The organism is Micromonospora sp. NPDC047762, assembly GCF_043204655.1.
Classification (GTDB): Bacteria; Actinomycetota; Actinomycetes; order Mycobacteriales; family Micromonosporaceae; genus Micromonospora.
The window spans coordinates 441,538-460,574 of the sequence record NZ_JBIDCQ010000006.1 but is presented as its reverse complement, the minus strand read 5'-3'; the positions used below and the strand labels follow the sequence as shown (position 1 = coordinate 460,574).

At 71.7% G+C, this 19,037-nt stretch carries 21 protein-coding genes; 10 read left to right on the top strand and 11 right to left on the bottom strand.

Features of this window, described 5'->3' with window-relative positions:
• Positions 1-119: 119 nt before the first annotated feature.
• Together ACGF3C_RS21350 and ACGF3C_RS21345 are read right to left on the bottom strand one after the other, a co-directional pair.
• Complete coding sequence (locus ACGF3C_RS21350; RefSeq protein ID WP_357230670.1) at positions 120-1,007, bottom strand: helix-turn-helix transcriptional regulator; 888 nt, start codon at positions 1,005-1,007, stop codon at positions 120-122.
• 142 nt (positions 1,008-1,149) lie between these two features.
• Positions 1,150-1,389 carry a DUF397 domain-containing protein gene (locus tag ACGF3C_RS21345; protein WP_091406718.1) on the bottom strand — a complete coding sequence of 80 codons (240 nt, stop codon included), beginning with the start codon at positions 1,387-1,389 and terminating at the stop codon, positions 1,150-1,152.
• A gap of 264 nt (positions 1,390-1,653) precedes the next feature.
• Between ACGF3C_RS21345 and ACGF3C_RS21340 the strand changes: the two genes are divergently transcribed.
• Entirely contained in the window at positions 1,654-2,304 is a 651-nt protein-coding gene (locus tag ACGF3C_RS21340; protein ID WP_357230673.1) for a GGDEF domain-containing protein, read from the top strand.
• A 4-nt stretch (positions 2,305-2,308) separates the two neighbouring features.
• On the opposite strand, the gene rox is transcribed toward ACGF3C_RS21340, so the two are convergent.
• Positions 2,309-3,736: a rifampin monooxygenase gene (rox, locus tag ACGF3C_RS21335; RefSeq protein ID WP_393224443.1), complete on the bottom strand. Its 1,428-nt coding sequence runs from the start codon at positions 3,734-3,736 to the stop codon at positions 2,309-2,311.
• Between the two features lie 164 nt (positions 3,737-3,900).
• A complete protein-coding gene (locus tag ACGF3C_RS21330) occupies positions 3,901-4,839 on the bottom strand; it encodes a phosphotransferase enzyme family protein (RefSeq protein ID WP_393224440.1) in 939 nt (312 codons plus the stop codon).
• 223 nt (positions 4,840-5,062) lie between these two features.
• Here ACGF3C_RS21330 and ACGF3C_RS21325 point away from each other — a divergent pair, with 223 nt between their 5' ends.
• Positions 5,063-5,707 carry a flavodoxin family protein gene (locus ACGF3C_RS21325; protein ID WP_393224437.1) on the top strand — a complete coding sequence of 215 codons (645 nt, stop codon included), beginning with the start codon at positions 5,063-5,065 and terminating at the stop codon, positions 5,705-5,707.
• 89 nt (positions 5,708-5,796) lie between these two features.
• On the opposite strand, the gene ACGF3C_RS21320 is transcribed toward ACGF3C_RS21325, so the two are convergent.
• Complete coding sequence (locus tag ACGF3C_RS21320) at positions 5,797-6,288, bottom strand: type II toxin-antitoxin system PemK/MazF family toxin (RefSeq protein WP_124778425.1); 492 nt, start codon at positions 6,286-6,288, stop codon at positions 5,797-5,799.
• Between the two features lie 50 nt (positions 6,289-6,338).
• Between ACGF3C_RS21320 and ACGF3C_RS21315 the strand changes: the two genes are divergently transcribed.
• The gene (locus tag ACGF3C_RS21315) at positions 6,339-6,854 is read left to right on the top strand and encodes an NUDIX hydrolase (RefSeq protein WP_393224434.1); all 516 of its coding nucleotides are present in this window, start codon (positions 6,339-6,341) and stop codon (positions 6,852-6,854) included.
• Between the two features lie 26 nt (positions 6,855-6,880).
• Positions 6,881-8,137 carry a hypothetical protein gene (locus ACGF3C_RS21310; RefSeq protein WP_393224431.1) on the top strand — a complete coding sequence of 419 codons (1,257 nt, stop codon included), beginning with the start codon at positions 6,881-6,883 and terminating at the stop codon, positions 8,135-8,137.
• A 41-nt stretch (positions 8,138-8,178) separates the two neighbouring features.
• Here ACGF3C_RS21310 and ACGF3C_RS21305 read toward each other — a convergent pair whose 3' ends face one another.
• From ACGF3C_RS21305 to ACGF3C_RS21285, 5 genes are read right to left on the bottom strand one after another with little or no spacing between them, the layout of a single operon-like run.
• Positions 8,179-8,664, bottom strand: coding sequence for a DUF2267 domain-containing protein (locus ACGF3C_RS21305; protein ID WP_393224428.1), 486 nt, complete (start codon positions 8,662-8,664; stop codon positions 8,179-8,181).
• A 40-nt stretch (positions 8,665-8,704) separates the two neighbouring features.
• Complete coding sequence (locus ACGF3C_RS21300) at positions 8,705-9,103, bottom strand: NUDIX domain-containing protein (protein ID WP_357231057.1); 399 nt, start codon at positions 9,101-9,103, stop codon at positions 8,705-8,707.
• A gap of 51 nt (positions 9,104-9,154) precedes the next feature.
• A complete protein-coding gene (locus ACGF3C_RS21295; protein WP_393224488.1) occupies positions 9,155-10,510 on the bottom strand; it encodes a hypothetical protein in 1,356 nt (451 codons plus the stop codon).
• A 47-nt stretch (positions 10,511-10,557) separates the two neighbouring features.
• Positions 10,558-11,379 (bottom strand): sugar phosphate isomerase/epimerase family protein, encoded by an 822-nt coding sequence (locus ACGF3C_RS21290; RefSeq protein WP_357231060.1) that lies wholly within the window; start codon positions 11,377-11,379, stop codon positions 10,558-10,560.
• Positions 11,376-12,416: a zinc-binding alcohol dehydrogenase gene (locus tag ACGF3C_RS21285; protein WP_357231063.1), complete on the bottom strand. Its 1,041-nt coding sequence runs from the start codon at positions 12,414-12,416 to the stop codon at positions 11,376-11,378. The genes ACGF3C_RS21290 and ACGF3C_RS21285 overlap by 4 nt, the downstream gene beginning before the upstream one ends.
• 115 nt (positions 12,417-12,531) lie before the next feature.
• Between ACGF3C_RS21285 and ACGF3C_RS21280 the strand changes: the two genes are divergently transcribed.
• From ACGF3C_RS21280 to ACGF3C_RS21265, 4 genes are read left to right on the top strand one after another with little or no spacing between them, the layout of a single operon-like run.
• The gene (locus ACGF3C_RS21280) at positions 12,532-13,926 is read left to right on the top strand and encodes an ABC transporter substrate-binding protein (RefSeq protein ID WP_393224424.1); all 1,395 of its coding nucleotides are present in this window, start codon (positions 12,532-12,534) and stop codon (positions 13,924-13,926) included.
• On the top strand, positions 13,923-14,879 hold the full coding sequence (locus tag ACGF3C_RS21275; protein ID WP_357231069.1) for a sugar ABC transporter permease: 957 nt from the start codon (positions 13,923-13,925) through the stop codon (positions 14,877-14,879). Before ACGF3C_RS21280 ends, ACGF3C_RS21275 begins: the two co-directional genes overlap by 4 nt.
• Complete coding sequence (locus tag ACGF3C_RS21270; RefSeq protein ID WP_238684902.1) at positions 14,879-15,745, top strand: carbohydrate ABC transporter permease; 867 nt, start codon at positions 14,879-14,881, stop codon at positions 15,743-15,745. Before ACGF3C_RS21275 ends, ACGF3C_RS21270 begins: the two co-directional genes overlap by 1 nt.
• 54 nt (positions 15,746-15,799) lie before the next feature.
• Positions 15,800-16,405, top strand: coding sequence for a class I SAM-dependent methyltransferase (locus ACGF3C_RS21265; RefSeq protein ID WP_357231075.1), 606 nt, complete (start codon positions 15,800-15,802; stop codon positions 16,403-16,405).
• Positions 16,406-16,526: 121 nt separating this feature from the next.
• Here ACGF3C_RS21265 and eccB read toward each other — a convergent pair whose 3' ends face one another.
• A complete protein-coding gene (gene eccB, locus ACGF3C_RS21260; RefSeq protein ID WP_393224419.1) occupies positions 16,527-17,912 on the bottom strand; it encodes a type VII secretion protein EccB in 1,386 nt (461 codons plus the stop codon).
• Positions 17,913-18,041: 129 nt separating this feature from the next.
• On the opposite strand from eccB, the gene ACGF3C_RS21255 reads away from it, so the two are divergent.
• Both ACGF3C_RS21255 and ACGF3C_RS21250 read left to right on the top strand, forming a co-directional pair.
• Positions 18,042-18,761 (top strand): spermidine synthase, encoded by a 720-nt coding sequence (locus ACGF3C_RS21255; protein WP_357204575.1) that lies wholly within the window; start codon positions 18,042-18,044, stop codon positions 18,759-18,761.
• Between the two features lie 98 nt (positions 18,762-18,859).
• Complete coding sequence (locus tag ACGF3C_RS21250) at positions 18,860-19,036, top strand: hypothetical protein (RefSeq protein ID WP_355010015.1); 177 nt, start codon at positions 18,860-18,862, stop codon at positions 19,034-19,036.
• Position 19,037: the final 1 nt, after the last annotated feature.

Sequence of the window (19,037 nt, the reverse complement as noted above, 5' to 3'; positions counted from 1 at the left end):
TGCAGTGTTGGCTTCACCGGCACCTCTCTGTATCGATCCAGTCTGTATCGATACAGAGACTAGCTCGACCGGTCGGCGTCGGTCAATACGTGAACGGAGAGTGGGAGCGCGGTCGGCAGTCAGGCCGCGTAGAGGTCGTCCAGCAGGCCGCCGAGGATCTCCGCCGTACGCTCGGGCGGCTCGGCCTCGACGCAGAGCCGCTCCATGGCCACCGCGTAGTAATCCAGATCGTCGCGCTTGTCCAGGTAGATGGCGCTGGTGAGCTGTTCGATGTAGACGATGTCCGGAAGCTCCTGGTCGCCGAAGCGCAGGATGGTGAAGGCACCCCCGGCGGCGGCGTGGCCACCGGCGGCGAACGGGATGACCTGCAACCGGATGTGGGGCGACTTGGTCGCCTCGATGAGCGCGGTGAGCTGGCCGCGCATGACCTCCGCGCCGCCGATGGGCCGGCGCAGGGCCGCCTCGTCCACCACAGCCCAGAGCTGCGGCGGGTTCTGCCGCTGGAGCAACTGCTGACGCTGCATCCGCAGCGCGACACGCCTGTCGATCTCGCCCGGACCGGCAGTGCCGTGCCCGAGCAGCACGACCGCGCGGGCGTACTCCCGGGTCTGCAGGAGGCCGGGCACGAACTGCACCTCGTAGCTGCGGATCAGCGCGGCGGCGGCCTCCAGGCCGAGGTACGACTGGAACCAGGACGGCAGCACGTCGCCGTAGCGGTGCCACCAGCCGGGGCTGTTCGCGTCCCGCGCGAGCTTGAGCAGCGCGTCACGCTCGTGGTCCTCGGTGACGCCGTAGAGGGTCAACAGGTCGGCGACGTCGCGCTCCTTGAAGCCGACCCGGCCGAGCTCCATCCGACTGATCTTGGATTCGGAGGAGCGGATCTCCCAGCCGGCGCCCTCCCGGGTCACCCCGCTGGACTCCCGGAGGCGGCGCAGTTGGGCGCCGAGCAGCATGCGCAGCACGGTCGGCCCGGTTGTCGGGCCACCCTCGGCGGGAACCATCGTCACGTGCGGACCTCCGGACACCGACCCACGACGGCCGGGCGCCCCGGCCCGGCCGACGTGTAAGCATGCCATGGACCGACAGTGAGGTGAACTCCTCCGCGCCGGTGAATCAGTCTCGTCGCCGGGACGACCCGCCCCCGGACGGTCAGTTGATCAGGTGGTCGAAATCTCCGTCCCGCGCACCGAGAACGAAGGCGGCGATCTCATCCACCGTGTAGATGAGCGCCGGCCCTTCCGGGTGTCGTGAGTTGCGGACCGCGATGCCCGCTCCCTCGGGCAGTTCGGCCAGTTCGACGCAGTTGCCGCTGGGGTTGCTGCGGCGACTCTTCTGCCAGCTCAGCGGAGGCAACTGGTGGATCGGTACGCCATTGGGTGGCTGCTGCATGGGGGCGTCTTTCTGTTACGAGCCCGCCGGTGGCCGTGGGAGGAGCGGTGACGGCGAGGGGGTGCGGTATCGACATTGGACGGTTCTGCACGTGCATCTGCTATTGCATCTGCATCCGACGGCGAGCATGATAACGCACATGATCGGTGCCCATCCGTTCACTTTGTGTTACCCCCAGACGGGCAACGATCAGGCAAAACTGGGCCCGACGCGGTGTACCGCGTCAACCGAAGGCTGGAGGCGGTCGCGGCGATGGGAGGGTTCGTGCCGGATCCGATGAGTGTCGCCTCCGGCGTCTGCGCGGCGGGCGCACTGCTCTCCTCCTGGCAACTACGCCGACGGGCGGTGCGCGCCGAGGCCGAGATCGGTCACCTCCAGGCAGAACTGGCCGCTGAACGGCACGCCGCCAGTCACGACCCGCTGACCGGGCTGCCCAATCGCCGAGCCTTCTACCGCCTGGCAGCCGCACTGCTCACCGACGCCGCCGGCCAGCCGCTGATCGCCGTGGTGCTCGATCTGGACGACTTCAAGCAGATCAACGACCGGTACGGGCACGCCGCCGGCGACCAGGTGCTGATCAGTGTTGCCGAACGCCTCGCCGGCTTCGCCGGGGACAATCTCGTGGCGCGCCTCGGCGGCGACGAGTTCGCCGGGCTGCTCTCCAGCCCCACCGTCGACCGACGCTGGATCGAGCACTCAACCCGCCGGCTCAGCGAGACCGTCGCCGCGCCGATCCGGCTGACCGGGTGCAGCGTCCGGGTCACCGCGTCCGTCGGGCTCGCCCCGGTGACCGGCCCGGCCCAGCTCACCGATGCACTCAGCCGCGCCGACGCGGCCATGTACCAGGCGAAGAGCCTCGGTGGTGCCCGATCGCCCCGCCAACTGGTCGACAGCGCGTTCCTCGGCGAACGCTGACCGTTCAGCTGACGGGCGCGCCGAACCACCTGGGCAGATGGCTGAGCAGGTCGGTCTGATCGTCGCCCACCCACGCCACGTGCCCGTCGGGCCGTAACAGCACGCCGGGCACCTCCACCTCATCGCTGACGTCGACGACATGGTCGACCCGCTCCGCCCAACCGGCGACCGAGAGCTGGCCGGTCTGGTCGAGCAGCAGGCCCCGGCCGCCGCGCATCAGCTCGTAGAGGCGCCCCCGCCTCAGCCGCACGTCACGCATGTGACGCCCGAGCAGTTCGTGCCCCGCGCCGAGGTCGTAGCGGACCCCGATCGCGGTGATCTTCTCGATCAGGTACCGGTTGACGTCCTCGAAGTCCAACAGCTCCGACAACAGTTGGCGCACCGACCGCGGCCCCGGCTCGGGTGAGAGCAGCACCATCTGCGCCCGGGTGTTGTTCAGCACGTCCGCGGCCACCGGATGCCGTTCGCTGTGGTAGCTGTCCAGCAGCCCCTCCGGCGCCCAGCCGTTGAGCTCGGCGGCCAGTTTCCAGCCGAGGTTGAACGCGTCCTGGATGCCGAGGTTGAGCCCCTGCCCACCGGTCGGCGGGTGGATGTGTGCCGCGTCGCCGGCCAACAGCACCCGGCCGACCCGATAACGCTCGGCCAGCCGGGTGGCGTCACCGAAGCGGGAGAGCCAGCGCGGTGAGTGGACACCGAAGTCGGTGCCCGCGTACACCCGCAGTTGGTGTTTGAAGTCCTCGATGGTCGGTGGGACGGTGCGGTCCTCGACCACCCCCTCGGCCGGGACGAGGACGCGGTACACCCCGTCTCCGAGGGGCCCGAGACCGAATCGGAGATGGGTCTTGCGGACCTCGGCCACCACGTCGGCCACCTGTTCCGGTGGCACGCCCACCTCCATCTCGCCCAGCAACGTCTCGACGCTGCTGGGCTCGCCGGGGAAGCCGACACCGAGCAGCCCGCGGACGGTGCTGCGACCGCCGTCGCAGCCGACGAGGTAGCGCGTACGCACCTGCGTGCCGTCGGCCAGCCGCACGGTCACCCCGTCGTCGTCCTGGCTGAGCCCGACGAGTTCGCTGCCGCGCCGGATCTCGACGCCGACCTCGCTGGCGTGCTCGCCCAGGAGACGGTCGGTAATGGTCTGCGGAATGCCGAGGACGTACGCGTGTGCCGTGTCCAGCCCGCCCGGCGACGGCTTGGGGATCGCGGCGAAGAAGCCCCCGACCGGGTACTGCGTTCCGAGCGCGAGGAACCGCTCCAGCAGACCTCGCTGGTCCAGCACCTCGATGCTTCGCGCGTGCAGGCCGAGCGCGCGGACGTAGCTGGTCGGCTCGGTCTCCTTCTCGAGCACGAGCGCGTGCAGTCCGTGCAGCCGCAACTCGGTGGCCAACATCAAGCCGGTCGGCCCGCCGCCAGCAATGATGACATCGATCATGTAATCCCCCGATTTTCCCAGATTTGGGCGTCGGCTGGAGATTCTGCGGCATCACCCGGGTCTTGCCGCAAGGCCCCGGGTGCGATATATGTTGGAGGTGGCAGAGAGCGCATTCGCTCTTTGCCTTACTTCTTGTCCCGCGTAGACGGCGACGTGGTCGCCGCTCAGAGCCGCCGGTCGAGGTCGCGCACTGCCGCGTCGGCGAGGGTGACCAGACCCACCGGTGACACCAGCCCCCGCACGATCCGCGCGGCCCGGTCCCGGTCGGCCGGCTCGACGTCGAGGTCCAACGCCTGGCGGGTCCAGTCGCTGAGGTCGTCGAGCGCGCGGACCGCGAGAAACCAGGCCAGGCGCAGCGGGTCGACGTCGGTCCTGCCGTAGCCGGCGAGCACCGCCTGCTGCTGCTCGGCAGTGATCGGCGCGAAGGCGAGCACCCCGCCGAGGACGAACATGAGGTCGCACTCGGGCGGGGCGAGCACCGCGTCGTCCCAGTCGATCAGCCAGACCTGCCCGTCCGCGCCGAGCAGGAGGTTGCCCAGGTGCGGGTCGCCGTGGCAGACCACCGCCGGCCCCGACCGGTCGACGGCGAGTCGCTCGACCCCACGGAGCAGCGTGGACACCCGGTCGGCGTTCGCCGCCCAGACGGCGGCCAGTTCGGCGACCAGCGGATCACCGGAGTCGGCCTGGTCGCGGAGCCGTCCGGCCACGTCCCGGGTCGCGGCCACGATCGAGGGGTACGCGTCACCGCCGCCTGGCAACAGCCGTTCCAACTCGTCGGTCACCGGCACCGCGTGCACGGCGGCCAGCAGTTCGCCGTAGGCACGCCAGTGCGCCTCGCTCATCGGGCCGTCCAGCGCCCGCAGGTCGGACACCCACGGGACCACGGACAGGCGGTGCCCGTCACGCTCGGCGTACAGGCGTCCGTCGCAGGTGCGGACCTGCGCCGCGACACCTGGCACGCCCCGCTCGGCCAGGTGCGCGGTCACGATCAGGCCGGCCGGCGTACCGCCACCGCTGACCTTGACGGCATACCGCTCGCCGTCGCCCGTCTCACCCCGCCAGAGCCGAGCCCGCAGATCAGCCCCGTGCGGAACCTCGTCCACTGTGGACAACCAAAGCCCAAACTCTCCCCGGACCCACCCCACCACGTCCACCGACCCACCCCCACCCCACCCCGCCTGCTGGCGGTGATCAAGAAGTTCGCGTCACTGTCGGCCCGGATTCTGACGCAAACCTCTTGATCAGGTGTGCCTGGTGGGGGGCGTGGGCGGAGATGATTCGGGTACGCGGAGGGACGGCCCAGCCGACCGACGAGAGGAACCCCTCGTGCCGAGCATCCGTGCCCTCGTACTCAACTGCACCCTCAAGCCGTCGCCTGCCCCCTCCAGCTCCGAGCAACTGGGCCGGGAGGTGTTGGCCGAACTGAACCGTCAGGGCGTGGACGGCGAGATCGTCCGGGTGGTCGACCACGACGTGCGCTTCGGGGTGTCGACCGACGAGGGCCACGGCGACGGTTGGCCCGCCATCCGCGCCAAGCTGCTCGCCGCCCAGATCCTCATCATCGCCACCCCGATCTGGCTCGGCCAGCCCGCGAGCGTCACCAAGATGGTCCTCGAACGCCTCGACGCCGAGCTGTCCGAGACCGACGACGAGGGACGGCTGCTCACCTACGGCAAGGTGGCCGGCGTCGCGGTCGTCGGCAACGAGGACGGCGCGCACCACAGCATCGCCGAGGTGCAGGGGGCGCTCAACGAGGTGGGCTTCACCGTCGCCGCCGCCGCCGCGACCTACTGGGTCGGTGAGGCGCTGCACACGGTGGACTACCGCGACGCCGGCCCGAAGCCCGACACCACCGGTCGCACCACGAAGGCACTGGCGCTCAACAGCGCACACCTGGCCCGGCTCCTCGCCGACCAGCCGTACCCGCCGCCGGACGCGAAGGGCGCGGCGGTCGGTCCGAGCCGCGAATAGACCTCACCGCCAGGGGCGTCACCGCCCCGGGCCGCCCTACTGCCGGGCAGCTCCGGGCGCGGCTCGCCGCCGATCCGCGCCCGCGGCGGTCAGCGCCAGCCGTAACCGGCGCGCAACGCCTGCCCGACCCGGTCGAACCGGGGCCGATCCAACACGGCACCCTCCCGGCGGATGCTGTCCTCGCGCATGGTGAGCACCCGGTCCAACCGGACCCAGCTCGGCCGGTTGTCCCGGTCCCACTCCCCCGGCCCGAGCGCGAACCAGTGCCGCTGCCCGTCCCGGTCGCTCTGGCTGGACAGCATCAGCCCGAACAGGGTCCGGCTGTGCCGCCCGACGACCAGCACCGGCCGGTCCTTGCCCTGGCGGGGGTCGTCCTCGTACGGCACCCACGTCCAGACGATCTCGCCCGGGTCGGCCTGGCCGTCGCGCTCCGGAGCGTAGGTCAACTCCCGACGCTGCAAGGCGCTCACCTGACGGCGGCGGGCCACCTGCGCGGGCGCCGGCCCGGTGCGCCGGGGCGACGGGATCACCGCACCGACCCGGGAGATACGTGCCGCGACATTCCTCAACAGACCAGCCACGGCGGGCAGCCTACCCGCCGCCGAAGGAGACGCTACGACAGACTGGCCCCATGAACGAGCTGCCCCGTGACCTGCCGATCCTGGAGCGACGCGCGGTGCGGGTCGTGGTCGTCGACGACACCGACCGGGTGTTGCTGTTCCACACCCGCGACCCGGACCACGCCCGGCTGGGCACCTGGTGGGAGCTCCCCGGCGGTGGCATGGATCCCGGCGAGACCTGTCGCGACACCGCGGTACGGGAACTGCGGGAAGAGACCGGGATCGTGATCACCACCGACCAGGTTGGTACGCCGAACTGGCGGCGGCGGGCGAGCTTCCTGCACCGCCAGTTGCGGCACGTCCAGGACGAGGTCGTCGTCGCCGTACGGCTGGCCGGCCCTGGCCCGGACGTGGACGAGGCGCAGCGGCTCGACTACGAGCGGGAGGACTACTTCGGCTTCCGCTGGTGGCCGTTGCCCGAGGTGGTGGCCAGTCGGGAACGCTTCTACCCCGGGCAGCTCCCCCGGCTGATCACCCCCTTTCTCGCCGGCACGGAGATCGACGAGCCGTTCGAACTGTGGTCGTGAGCCGGGTCGGCGGGCAGAGTGTGGGAATGAGGAGCGATCTGCACGGCCCGTTGTCCGCGTACGCCGCGCGACTGCACGCGACGGTCGGCGACAGGCACCACGTCGCCTCCCCGCTCGGCGCCTGGCTGCTACTCGCGGTCACCGCCACGACGGCCGACACTGATCCGGCCGTAGCGGACGGAGCCGCCGCGAAGCTGGCCCAGGCGCTGGGCACCGACCTGCCGAGCGCGGCCGAGGTGGCCCGAACACTGTTGGACGCGCCGCACCCGCTGGTCGGGTCCGCCACCGCGCTCTGGCACACAGCGGGGCAGGGCGACGACGGATCGGCGGCGTGGCGGGCCGCGCTGCCCCGCACGACCGAGGTCGGCGCACTGCCCGATCAGGCCGGGTTGAACGCCTGGGCGCGCGAGCACACCCTCGGCCTGATCGAGACGTTTCCCCTGAAGTTCGAGTCGGATGAGGTATCCCTCTCGGAGGTGGTGTTCATCCTGGCCAGCGCGTTGGCCACCCGGGTGTCCTGGGCGACCCCGTTCGACGTCGCCGACGCACGCGCGCTCGGCGCCAACAGCCCGTGGGCCGGCCAACTACGGCGGGCACTGCGCAGCCCGAGCGAGGGCCACCGCTGCGCCATCGTGTCCACCGCTCGGGCCGGTGACGTGATCGTGCACGCCGCGCCCGCTCAGACGACCGACGGCGCGGGGCTGGTCGTCCTCTCGGTGGCCGCCGCGCCGCAGGTGCCAGCGGCCGAGGTGCTGGCCATCGCATACGACGTCAGCGCCGGGGCGGCCGACGGCGCCCCACCGGCGGGCGGCCGCTCACTGTTCGACCTGCCGCTCGGCGAGACTCCGCTCTGGACGCTGACCGAGGAGCGGGTACACACCTGGGCCCGCGACGGCCGCGAAGAGCGGCACAACGCTGTCCTCCCCTGCTGGTCCGCTCGGAACGACCACGACCTGACGGCCCCGGCACTCGGTTTCCTCGCCGCGGTGACCACGCTCGCGACGGCGCTGGCGCTGCCGGTGGAGGACTTCAAGGCACGGCAGACGGCGGTGGCCCGGTTCGACAGGTACGGCTTCGAGGCGGCGGCGGTGACCGGCATGGCCGGAATTACCAGCATGCCGCCGGAGGGTGTGGCCCGCACCGCCGAGCTGCGCTTCGGCCACCCGTACGCGGTGGTGGCCGTCGCCACCGACACCCGGGCCGACGGCGTCACCGGCCCCTGGCACGGGGTGCCGGTCTTCTCCGCCTGGGTCACCGAGCCCGAGGACGTGCCCGAGGCATGAGTCACCTGGCGGCCGGCGAGGTGACCCGCGACCGGGCCGGGTCAGAGACCGCCGTCGCGCGGCAGTCGCGCCACCATCGCTTGGAATTCCCCTACCGTCATCGCCGTGCGCAACGTGGCGAAGACGGCCCCGGTTCCGGCCCTGGCGGTGGCCGGGTCGACCCCGGCACGCTGTTCCACCCGCCGAAGGAACTCCGTCGGGCCGGCCTCCATCGGGGTCGTGCCGGCACCGCCGACCTCCAGGCCCAGCCCGCTGGTCAACCCGTCGCCCGCAGCATCCGGGCCGAGGGTCCCGGCCGGATCCGGGGCCGGAGGGGCCGTCCCGGCCGGATCCGGGGCCGCGCCGGTCAGGTAGCCGTCGACCTCGTTCGGAAGGTGCCCGACGAGGTCCCCGGGCGCGTCGCCGGTCACCCGCTCGGCCAACGTCTGGAGCACGGCGCGGGCGAGCACGGCGGCCTCCTCGGCGGGCAGGCCGGACCGTTGGGACACCGCGTCGATGAAGTACGGGAACCCGTCGCCGTCGGTCACGCTCGGCCGGTTACCCCTGCCCGGGCGCGACAAACTGCCGCTAGGCCAGCAGACCCTCGGCCAGCAGGTGGTCGAAGATGATCTGGTCGACCGGTGAGGTGCGGTGCCGGTCCGCGTACCCGAGCCAGGCCATCTCGGCGATCTCGCTGGCTGGCCGCAACTGCCCCCGATAGCCCGCCCGATAGCAGGTCATCCGCACTGTGATGCCGGTCGTGTGGCCGTGCGCCTGAGCGGTGAAGGTGCCCAGGCGCACGGCACCTGGCACGTCGACCTCGACGCTCAACTCCTCGTCGATCTCCCGACGCAGGGTCTCCAGGTCGGTTTCGCCCGGCTCACGCTTTCCGCCCGGCAGGTACCAGACGTCCTTGCCCACCGACCGGGTGCTCAGCACCCGACCGTCCTCGACGAGGATCCAGGCCACCTTGTCGATCTCGCGCACGATGCTCCTTGCTGCCGCCGGGATCGGGGACGCTACCACCCGGCAGCGCGCTCAGTCGGCGAGCAGGTCGAGCAGCAGCGCGGCGCTCCAGCTGAACGCCGGTGAGCCCAGCCCGGCACCGGTGTCCGGGTGGAAGTACTCGTGGCAGCCGGCCCCGGCGACCAGAGCGATCATCGAGCGGCGCAGCCCGGCGGCCAGCTTCGGGTGCCCGTGACCGAGCAGCCCACGCCGGACCAGCCAGCCGATGTTGAGCCAGCTCGGCCCACGCCAGTAACGCAGCGGCTCGAAGTCGGGTGCGGTGCGGTCGTGGGTGGGCAGCGGCCGGTCCATCCGACGGGCCACCCCGAAGCGCGCCGACCGAGCCTCGACGACCAGCGCGTCGACATGCCGGGTCGGCAGGTCGGGCAGGATCAGCGGGGTCAGCCCGAGCACGGTACGGGCGCTCAGCAGACGGTTGGTGCGCAGGTCACGAGGCTGGAACGTGCCGGTGTCCGGGTCGTACAGCCGGCGTACCAATGCTTCGGTGATGCGGGCCGCGCGGACCCGGTGCGGCCCGGGGTCGCCACCGACGAGCGCGGCGATCTCGGCGAGGGCGTGTTCGGCGGCCCCGAACGCCGCGTTGAACAGCGGGCACTCCACCAGGAACGGATGCCCGCCGGCCAGGTCCCGGTCGGAGTAGCAGTGGTCGCGGTAGGCGGCGACGATCGCCAGGTAACGCGCGTAGTCGAGGTCTGTGGGGCGGTGCGCGGCGTCGGCGTGCGTGGTGTCGTGCCGACGGTACGCCCGCATGACTGCCGCCTCGGCCGGCACCGCGGCCATCGGCTCGTCCCACGCCGGGCTGTTGTCCAACCCGGACTCCCACGGGTGCACGATGCAGACCAGTCCGTCACCGGCCACGTCCCGCCGGTCGGCCAGGTAGCGCTGTTGGGCGACCAGCGCGGGGTAGAGCACGCGCAACGCGGCCAGGGCGCTGGGGTCGGGCGTCCGCCGATACGCCAACAACGCGGCGAGCGCGTGCACCGGCGGCTGGACCAGACCGGAGGTGGCGACCGTCGGTGCTCCCGGCACGTCGGCCGATCGCCACATCTCCGGCCCCGGGAAGTACGCGCCGACCCGCAGCGCCGGGTTGAACACGATGTGTGGCACCCGTCCGTCGGCCCACTGCGCCCCGAAGAGGCTGGCCAGCTCCCGCCAGGCGCGGTCGGGACGGACCTGGGCCAACCCGATCGCGATGAACGCGGAGTCCCAGCTCCACTGGTGCGGGTAGAGCGTGCGTGAGGGCACCGTGTGGTCGTGCTCCCAGTTGGCGTCGAGCGTGTCGATCGCGAGGCGACGCAGCCCGGCCGCGTCGGCCGGGCCACCCGTGCCGGCGGTGTCGGCGCGCGTCGCCCCGGTGTCAGCGGGCAGACCGACACCGGCGGTCGCGTCGACGCTTGTCGGCCCGGCGTCGGCGGTCACGCGGCGGCCCGCCGGGGCAGCGCGTGTCGCAGCACCGTGGCCGCCTGTTGCAGGGCCCGGACCGGGTCGCCGCGGAGCCGGCACTCCAGCGCCAGCCAGCCCCGGTAGTCCAGTTCCAGCAGGGTGCGCACCAGCGCCGGCCAGTCCAGGTGCCCGGCGCCGGGCTGGTAGCGGTTGGAGTCGCTGACCTGGACGTGCCCGAGGTACGGCGCGGCGGCGCGCAGCGCGCGGTGCACGTCGTCCTCCTCAATGTTCATGTGGAAGGTGTCGGCGACCACCCGGACCGACGGCAACCCGAGCGCGGCGCAGAGCGCCACCGCCTCGTCGAGACGGTTGACCATGTGGTCCTCGTACCGGTTGAGGGGTTCCAGGAAGAGAGTGACCCCCTCGGCCCGGGCGTGTTCGCCCAGCTCGCCGAGGGCGTCGAGGAGCACCTGCCGGTCGCCGTCCGGCCGGCGGGGCGGATCGAACGGCGGCAGTCGTCGGGAGAACATCCCCCAGGCGGCCGGGGTCATCACCCCGACGCCACCCAGCTCGGCGATCACCGTGAGTTGGGAGCGCAGGTTACGGACGGCATCGGCGGACCGGGCGGGGTCGAAGTCGCCGATGAAGTGGTCCATCTCGACGCAGACGGTGGGCATCACCACCCCGGCGGCGCGGGCCCGGCGCAGCTCGGGCAACCGGCGGGCGAACGCCAGGTCGCCGCGGCCGCGTAGCTCGATGCCCTGGTAGCCGAGGGCGGCCGCGAGGGCGTACTTCTGGATCAGGTTGGTGCCCGGCAGGAGTTGTTCCTGACAGGCCAGCGCGATGGTGGTCATGAGAACCTCAGCACGACTTGGAGGACGTCACCGGCGCCGCGGTCGAGCAGCGCGAGGGCGTCGGCGACCGCGCTGGCGTCGACGATGTGGCTGACCAGCGGCAGCGGGTCGACGCTGCGGTCGGCCACCAGGTCCATGAAGGTCTGCGCGACCCGGTCTCCGGTCCACCGGCCGGCCATGCTCGGCGCGGGGGTGGGCCCGGAGACCTGGGCGGCCACCAACTGGATGCGGTTGTGGTGGAACTCCTCGCCGAGGCCGAGCGCGTCGGCCTGGCCCTGGTAGAAGCCGGCGGCCACGACCCGGCCGGCGTGGGTGGTGGAGCGGATCGCCTCGTGCAGCGCCGGGTACGCGCCGGACAACTCCAGGCAGACGTCGGCGCCCCGGCCGGCGGTGGCCTGGCGCAGCACGGCGGCGGCGGAGGTGACAGTGGCGTCCACAGTCGAGTGTGCGCCGTACCGGGCGGCGTGCTCCAACCGGTCGGGTACCGGGTCGACGGCCACCACCCGGGCCCCGGAGAGCACGGCGAGCCGGGTGGCGAGCAGCCCGATGACGCCCTGGCCGAAGACGCCTACCCAGTCGCCGAGGTGCAGGTCACCGGCGAGCACGGCGGTCAGCGCGATGGCGCCGGGGCGGGCGAAGACCGCGGCGAGCGGATCCAGCCCGGCGGGGAGCACGCGGACCGCGTCGGCGGCGAGCACGGCCTCGGCTCGGTGCCCCCAGATGCCCCAGACGAGCTGCCCCGGGTGTCGGTCGGTGACGTCCGGCGCGACCTCGACGACCTCGCCGACCTCTTCGTAGCCGAAGCCGATCAACGGGTACGGAACCGGGGTCTGTCGGGGGACGAACATCCGGGCGGCGTCGTCCCAGTCCTTGCTGAGCCGGGGATTGCTGCCCCGGTAGAGGGTCAGCTCGGTGCCGGCGGAGATGCCCGAGTAGCAGGTGCGGACTCGGACCTGGCCGGGGCCGAGCGGATCCGGCGGGCAGGGCTCGAGGCTGATGCGTCGAGGCCCGGCGAGAGAGACCACCCAGTTGCCCATGTGTCACATCCCGGTAGCACTGGGCTCCAGGATAGCAAAAAATCGCCATATGTCTTGCTATTGATCAATCGAAGGTGTTGGATCCTTCATGTACCCTTCGAGAGGAGTGCCACCGATGTCAGCACCTCCGAGGCGGATACTCGCCACCACAGTGATCCTGGCACTGACCACGTCCACCCTGCTGGCCTGCGGCGACGACGCATCCGACAGCAACAGCAAGAAGATCACCGTCTGGAGCCTGGAGGACGTGGCCGACCGGGTCACCGCCACCAAGGCGATCATCGCCGACTTCACCGCCAAGACCGGGATCCAGGTCGATCTCGTGACCGTCAACGAGGACCAGTTCCCCTCCTTGATCGCCGCAAACGCCGCCGCCGGCGACCTGCCCGACGTGGTCGGGTCGGTCTCGCTCGCCGGCATCCGTACGCTCGCCGGCAACGAGCTGCTGCACGCCTCGGCGAACGCGGAGGTCGTCGACAAGCTGGGCAAGCAGACGTTCTCCCCCCGAGCGCTGGAGCTCACCTCCGACGACGGCACACAGCTCTCCGTGCCCAGCGACGGCTGGGGGCAGCTGCTCGTCTACCGCAAGGACCTGTTCGCCGCGGCCGGCCTGCCCGCCCCCGACACCTACGAGCGAATCACCACCGCCGCGGCAAGACTGAACACCGGCGGCGTCGCCGGCATCACCGCGGCGACCGCCCCCAGCGACGTGTTCACCCAACAGACCTTCGAGCACCTGGCGTTGGCCAACGGCTGCCAGCTCACCGACGACTCGGGAAAGGTGACACTGGATTCGCCCCAGTGCGTCGAGGCGTTCCGCTTCTACGGTGACCTGATCCGCACCAGCTCGGTGAAGGGCGCGCAGGACGTGGACACCACGCGGGCCACCTACTTCGCGGGCAAGGCGGCCATGGTGATCTGGTCACCGTTCATCCTCGACGAGCTGGCCGGGCTGCGCAACGACGCCAAGCCGACCTGCCCGCAGTGCCAGGCGGACCCGGCGTTCCTCGCGAAGAACAGCGGGTTCGTCACCGCGATCAAGGGCCCGAACGGCACCGAACCGGCCCAGTACGGCGAGATCAGCTCGTGGGCGGTCCTCGACGGCGCGGTGGCCGACCCGGCGAAGTCCTTCGTGGAGTACATGCTCGGTGACGGCTACCCACGCTGGTTCGGCATGTCGCCGGAGGGCCGCTTCCCGGTGCGCAAGGGCACCCCCACTGAGCCGGAGGCGTACCTGACCGCCTGGAACACCAGCCAGGCGGGCGTGGACGCGAAGAAGCCCCTCACCGACGTGTACGGCGACGAGGTGCTGGCCACGCTGCGCCGCAGCCCGGACACCTTCGGGCGCTGGGGCCTCAGCCAGGGGCAGGGCAAACTCGTCGGCGCCATGCTCGGCGAGTTGCCGGTGCCCAAGGTGCTGGGCGACCTCGTCTCCGGCAAGTCCGACGCGGCGGGCACCGCCAAGCGCGCCACGAAGGACGTGGACGCCATCAAGGCGGGCGTCAATTGACCACCACCGCGCCCGGCCCCGGCCGCTCCCCCACCAGAGAGCAGCCGGCGTCACCCGGGCGCCGACCGCTGACCCTGCGCCGCCGCGAATCCCGGGCCGGGCTCGCGCTGGTCGCACCGACCCTGCTCGTCACCATCGCGGTCATCGGCATCCCGATCGTGTGGACAGTGGTGCTCGCCTTCCAGCGGGTCCGGCTGGCCACGCTCCGCAAGACCGGCCTGTTCGGCGAGTTCACCATGGACAACATCGACCGGGTGCTGCACACCCCCGGCTTCGCCGAGACGCTGTGGGTCACCCTGATCTACAGCATCGGCGGCACCGTCGGGTCGATAGCGCTCGGCCTGGTGGCCGCACTGGTCGTCCGCCGGCCGTTCCGGGGTCGCACCCTGGTCCGGGCGTCAATGCTGCTGCCGTACGTGGCACCGGTGGTCGCCGTCACGTTCGTCTGGCAGGTGATGCTCGACCCGCAGCTCGGCATCGTCAACGCGTGGGGTCAACGCCTGCTCGGCTGGGACGCCCCGGTGCCGTTCCTCACCCAGGAGTCGACCGCACTGGCCACCGTGATCGTCTTCGAGGCGTGGCGGTACTTCCCGTTCGCGTTCCTGTTCCTGCTGGCCCGACTCCAGGCGGTGCCCGGCGAGTTGGAGGAGGCCGCCCGTGTCGACGGCGCCACCCCCACCCAACGGTTCCGGCACATCCTGCTGCCGCAACTGCTACCGGTGATCGCCCTGCTGGGCGTGCTGCGCTTCATCATGACGTTCAACAAGTTCGACGACGTCTACCTGCTCACCGGCGGTGCGGCCGGCACCGAGGTGGTCAGCGTCCGGGTGTACGAGTTCCTGACCGCCCGTACCGACATCGGAGCCGCGGCCGCGCAGGCGGTCGTGCTGGCCGTTGTGCTCATCGTGTTCGTGCTGATCTATCTGCGCTTCTTCGGACGGAGGGTGGGCTGATGGACCGGGACGTCGTCGAGACGGTGAGCCTGCGTTGGCTGCGCCGCCTGGTGATCGCCGTGTTCCTGGTGATCACGGTCTTCCCCTTCTACTACATGCTGGTGCTCTCGGTACGACCCATCGAGCGGCTGCTGCTCGACCCCGGGGCGCTGGTGGTCGGCTTCGGTGAGCTGACCGTGGCCACGTACGCCGAGGTGCTCAAGGCCACCGACGACGGCGGCCAGGGTTTCCTCACCTTCATCCGCAACAGCGGGCTGGTCGCCGTCGCGGCGACAGTGCTCACTCTCCTGGTCGCGATCCCCGGCGCGTACGCGGTGGCCCGGCTGCGGTTCTTCGGCCGGCGACAGGTGGACTTCCTGTTCCTGGCGGTCTACCTGTTTCCGTCGATCGTCATCGCGATCCCGCTGTTCGTGGTCTTCACCCGGGCCGGGCTGCGCGGCTCGCTGTTCGGTCTGGTGCTGGTCTACATCTCGCAGACGTTGCCGGTGTCGGTCTACATGCTGAAGAACTACTTCGAGACCATCCCGGTCAGCCTGGAGGAGTCCGCCGCCATCGACGGCGCCGGCCGACTCGGCATCATCCGCCGTGTCAGCCTGCCCCTGGCGATGCCGTCGATCATGGCGGTCGCGCTCTACGACTTCATGATCGCCTGGAACGAGTTCCTCTTCGCCCTGCTGTTCCTGGTCGACAAACCCGACAGGTGGACGGTGTCGCTGGGGTTGTCCCTGCTCGCCGACGGGGTGGAGGTCCCCAAGACGGTGCTGATGGCCGGGTCGGTCGTGCTCACCCTGCCCATCGTGATCCTCTTCTTCGCCAGCGAACGGCTGCTCACCGAGGGCCTGACCAGCGGCGCGGAGAAGGGATGATGGTCTCGTCCGGGTCGCCCGCCCGGCCCCCACCGGCCCGGATACGGTGGCCTCATGGCCAACCCGACCCGCTGGGCGACCGACACCGGTCCCGAGCACTCACAGTGGTACATCGACCGGTTCCGCAAGCTCGTGGCCGAGGGCGCGGACCTGGCCGGCGAGGCCCGACTGGTGGACGCCCTCGTCGCTCCCGGCTCCCGCATTCTCGACGCCGGCAGCGGCACCGGACGCGTCGGTGCCGCGCTGGCCGAGCGGGGCCACACGGTGGTCGGGGTGGACGCCGACCCCGCGCTGGTGGAGGCCGCCCGCGCCGACTATCCCGGCCCGACGTGGCTCGTCGCCGACCTCGCCGAGTTGGATCTACCGGCGCTGGGTGAGGCCGAGCCGTTCGACGCGGCGGTGCTGGCCGGTAACGTGCTCGCCTTCGTCGCCGTCGGCACCGAACCGGAGGTGCTGCGCCGGGTGGCGGCGCATTTGCGACCCGATGGTGTGCTGACAGTGGGTTTCGGCACGGAGCGCGGCTACCCGCTGACCGCGTTCGACGCCGACGCGGTGGCCGCCGGGCTGCGCGTGGAGCAGCGCTTCGCCACCTGGGACCTGCGCCCGTGGCGCGACGACGCGCCGTTCGCGGTCACCGTCCTGCGCCGCCCAGCCGACTGAGCACCCCCTGCCACACGTCGCTTCCGGTGATCAAGAGATGTGCGTCAGGTTCGTGCCAGGTTCTGACGCAAACCTCTTGATCACCGCGGCCACTCCGGTGCCGGCGGGTTTCGGGTGAGGGTCAGTCCCCGGCGGCGACGGCGCGGGCGGCGACCGGGTCGAGGGTGGCGCCGGCAGGTACCAGGCTGACCAGCCCGGACGGTAACCGCATCGGCCGCACGTCGCGGTAGCCGAGCATCGGGAGCACCTCCCGGTCGGCCAGCACGTACCGTCGGCCCAGGTCGGTGACCACGGAGACCGCGCCGCCGGTCGCGCCGGGCGCTGCGGCGGCCTCGACCACCGCGCCGCGGCCCGGCTCCACCACCACGTGGTCGGCCAGCACCGCGCCGCCGGTCCGCGCCGTACGGGGCACGGCCGTCAGGTCCCGCAGCGGTACGCCCCACCGCATCTCACCAACCCCGCCGTCGTCACCGATGCGCGTGCAGAGCGCCCCGCCGTCGCCGGCCGCGAGCCGGGGCGGGGTCGGTGGCGGGGCGTTCGGGCCGGTCGGCGTGAGATCAGGCACCGTGGGCAGCGCGGCGAACCGGCCCAACGTCATCGGCACCGGTGCCACCTGCCCGGTGCGGGCCAGCAGCAACCCCGCCTGCAACTCGGTGATGCCGGCCAGGCCGGCGTCGAGCGCCACCGCGTACTGCCGACCGCCGCCGGAGTTGCTCACCAGGTAGACAGTGCCGATCGCGGCACCCGGCACCCGGGTGGCGGGCCGACCCAACGCGGGCAGATCGAGTGGGGCGAGGTCGGTGCCGGCGGGCAGCGAGTTGAGCAGTGCCGGCGCGACCCCGACCGCCTGGGCTCGGGTGGTGGCGAGCGCCGCCAGCACCCGGCTCGGATCACGGACGAGGTAGCGGCGCTGATGCCAGACCAGGTGCAGCCCGCCGTCGGGGTGGCGCAGGAGCAGCGCGTCGTCGCCCAACGGCCGACCGCCGTCGGGCTCGGTGCCGATCAGCAACGCGGAGCGGGGCGCCTCGACGCCCGTGCCGGCCGGGACGGTCGAGCAGACCGTCCACGCCGTGGCGGCCAGCCGGCCCGGGGCGGGCAGCGAGTCGGGTGCGTCGGCGATGCCCAACGGCAGCCCGCGCGGCACTCCGTCGATCGTGCGTCGGGACACCAGGACGGTCTTCGAGCGGTCCGCACCGACGATGAGCAGCGCCGAGGCGTAGTTGAGCACCGGGTGCAGCTTCTGCTCGCGGTAGACGAACCGGGCGCCGGACTCCTTCTCCACGATCACCGCACCCGGGTCCCGCCAGCCCTTGCCGCCGCCGGCGAACAGGCCGTAGAGGGCGAAGCCACCGAGCCCGATCGCCGCGACCAGGACGCTGGCCAGGCCGGCGCCGGCCAGCCGCCGAAACGGCGACTGCGCGGGGTCGGTCTCCCGCATGACCAGGGCGGCGACCGCACGCTGGACGCTGAACTGGTAGGAGTGCAGCTGGTCCTGCCGCGACGGCATGAGTCCCCTCCGGTGGATCGGCCGGGCACAGGATATGCGCTGCGTCAATGTCCCGTGGACCCTGCGTGGCCGCCCGTCGCGGGGCAACCGCTACCATCCGTGGACGAATCCGGCGACGAGGGGGCACCCGTGGGCGCGCGTTTCGAAGAGCTGGCCTGGCGGGAGACGCCGATCGGCGCGATCAGCCTGCGCCGACGCCGGGACCCGGCACTCCAGGTCGAGGTGTACGAGGTCAAGCTCGACGACGAGTACCTGATGTCCAGCCTCTTCCCGGTCGCGGAGATCGAGCTGGCCCGGCTCGGTCTCGCCGAGGTGGCCGGTGATTCGCTCGACGTGGTGGTGGGCGGCCTCGGGCTGGGCTACACCGCCTGCGCGGCGCTGGGCGACCCCCGGGTGCGCTCACTGTTCGTGGTGGAGGCGATCGAGGACGTGATCGACTGGCACCAACGAGGGCTGCTGCCGTTCGCGGCGGGGCTCGCCGAGGACCCCCGGACCCGCTTCGTCCAGGCCGACTTCTTCGCGGCGGTGGCCGGTGACACCGGCTTCGACGCCGAGGTGCCCGGCCGGCGGTTCGACGCGGTCCTGCTCGACGTCGACCACTCCCCGCGCAACGTCCTGCACCCGAGCCACGCGGCGTTCTACCCGCCGGCCGGGTTGCGTCGCCTGGCCGCCCTGCTACGCCCCGAGGGAGTCTTCGCGCTCTGGTCGGACGACCCGCCGGACGCCGAGTTCACCGCCGCGCTCAGTGAGGTGTTCGTGAGCGTACGCGCGCATGTCGTGCCGTTCGCCAACCCGCTGACCGGCGGGGAGTCGGCGAACACCGTCTACGTGGCGCGTACCGGCCCCTGATCGACGTCGGGTGTGCCGCCCGCGCATGGTGTCGGCCGGACGGGGAATGAGAAACCGGGGCCGGCCGCACCAGGCACGGCCGGTCACTGGAGGTCGACATGCGTGCACTGCTCTGGGTCGTCGGCGTGGTCGCCGGCGTGCTGATCCTGCTCGGCCTGATCCTCGAGGCGGTCCGCTGGCTGATCATCATCGGTCTGATCGCGCTGGTGATCGTGATCGTCTGGGGCGTCGTCAAGGGGCGGCAGGCGGTGCAGCACCAGGGCCGACGACGCTGAG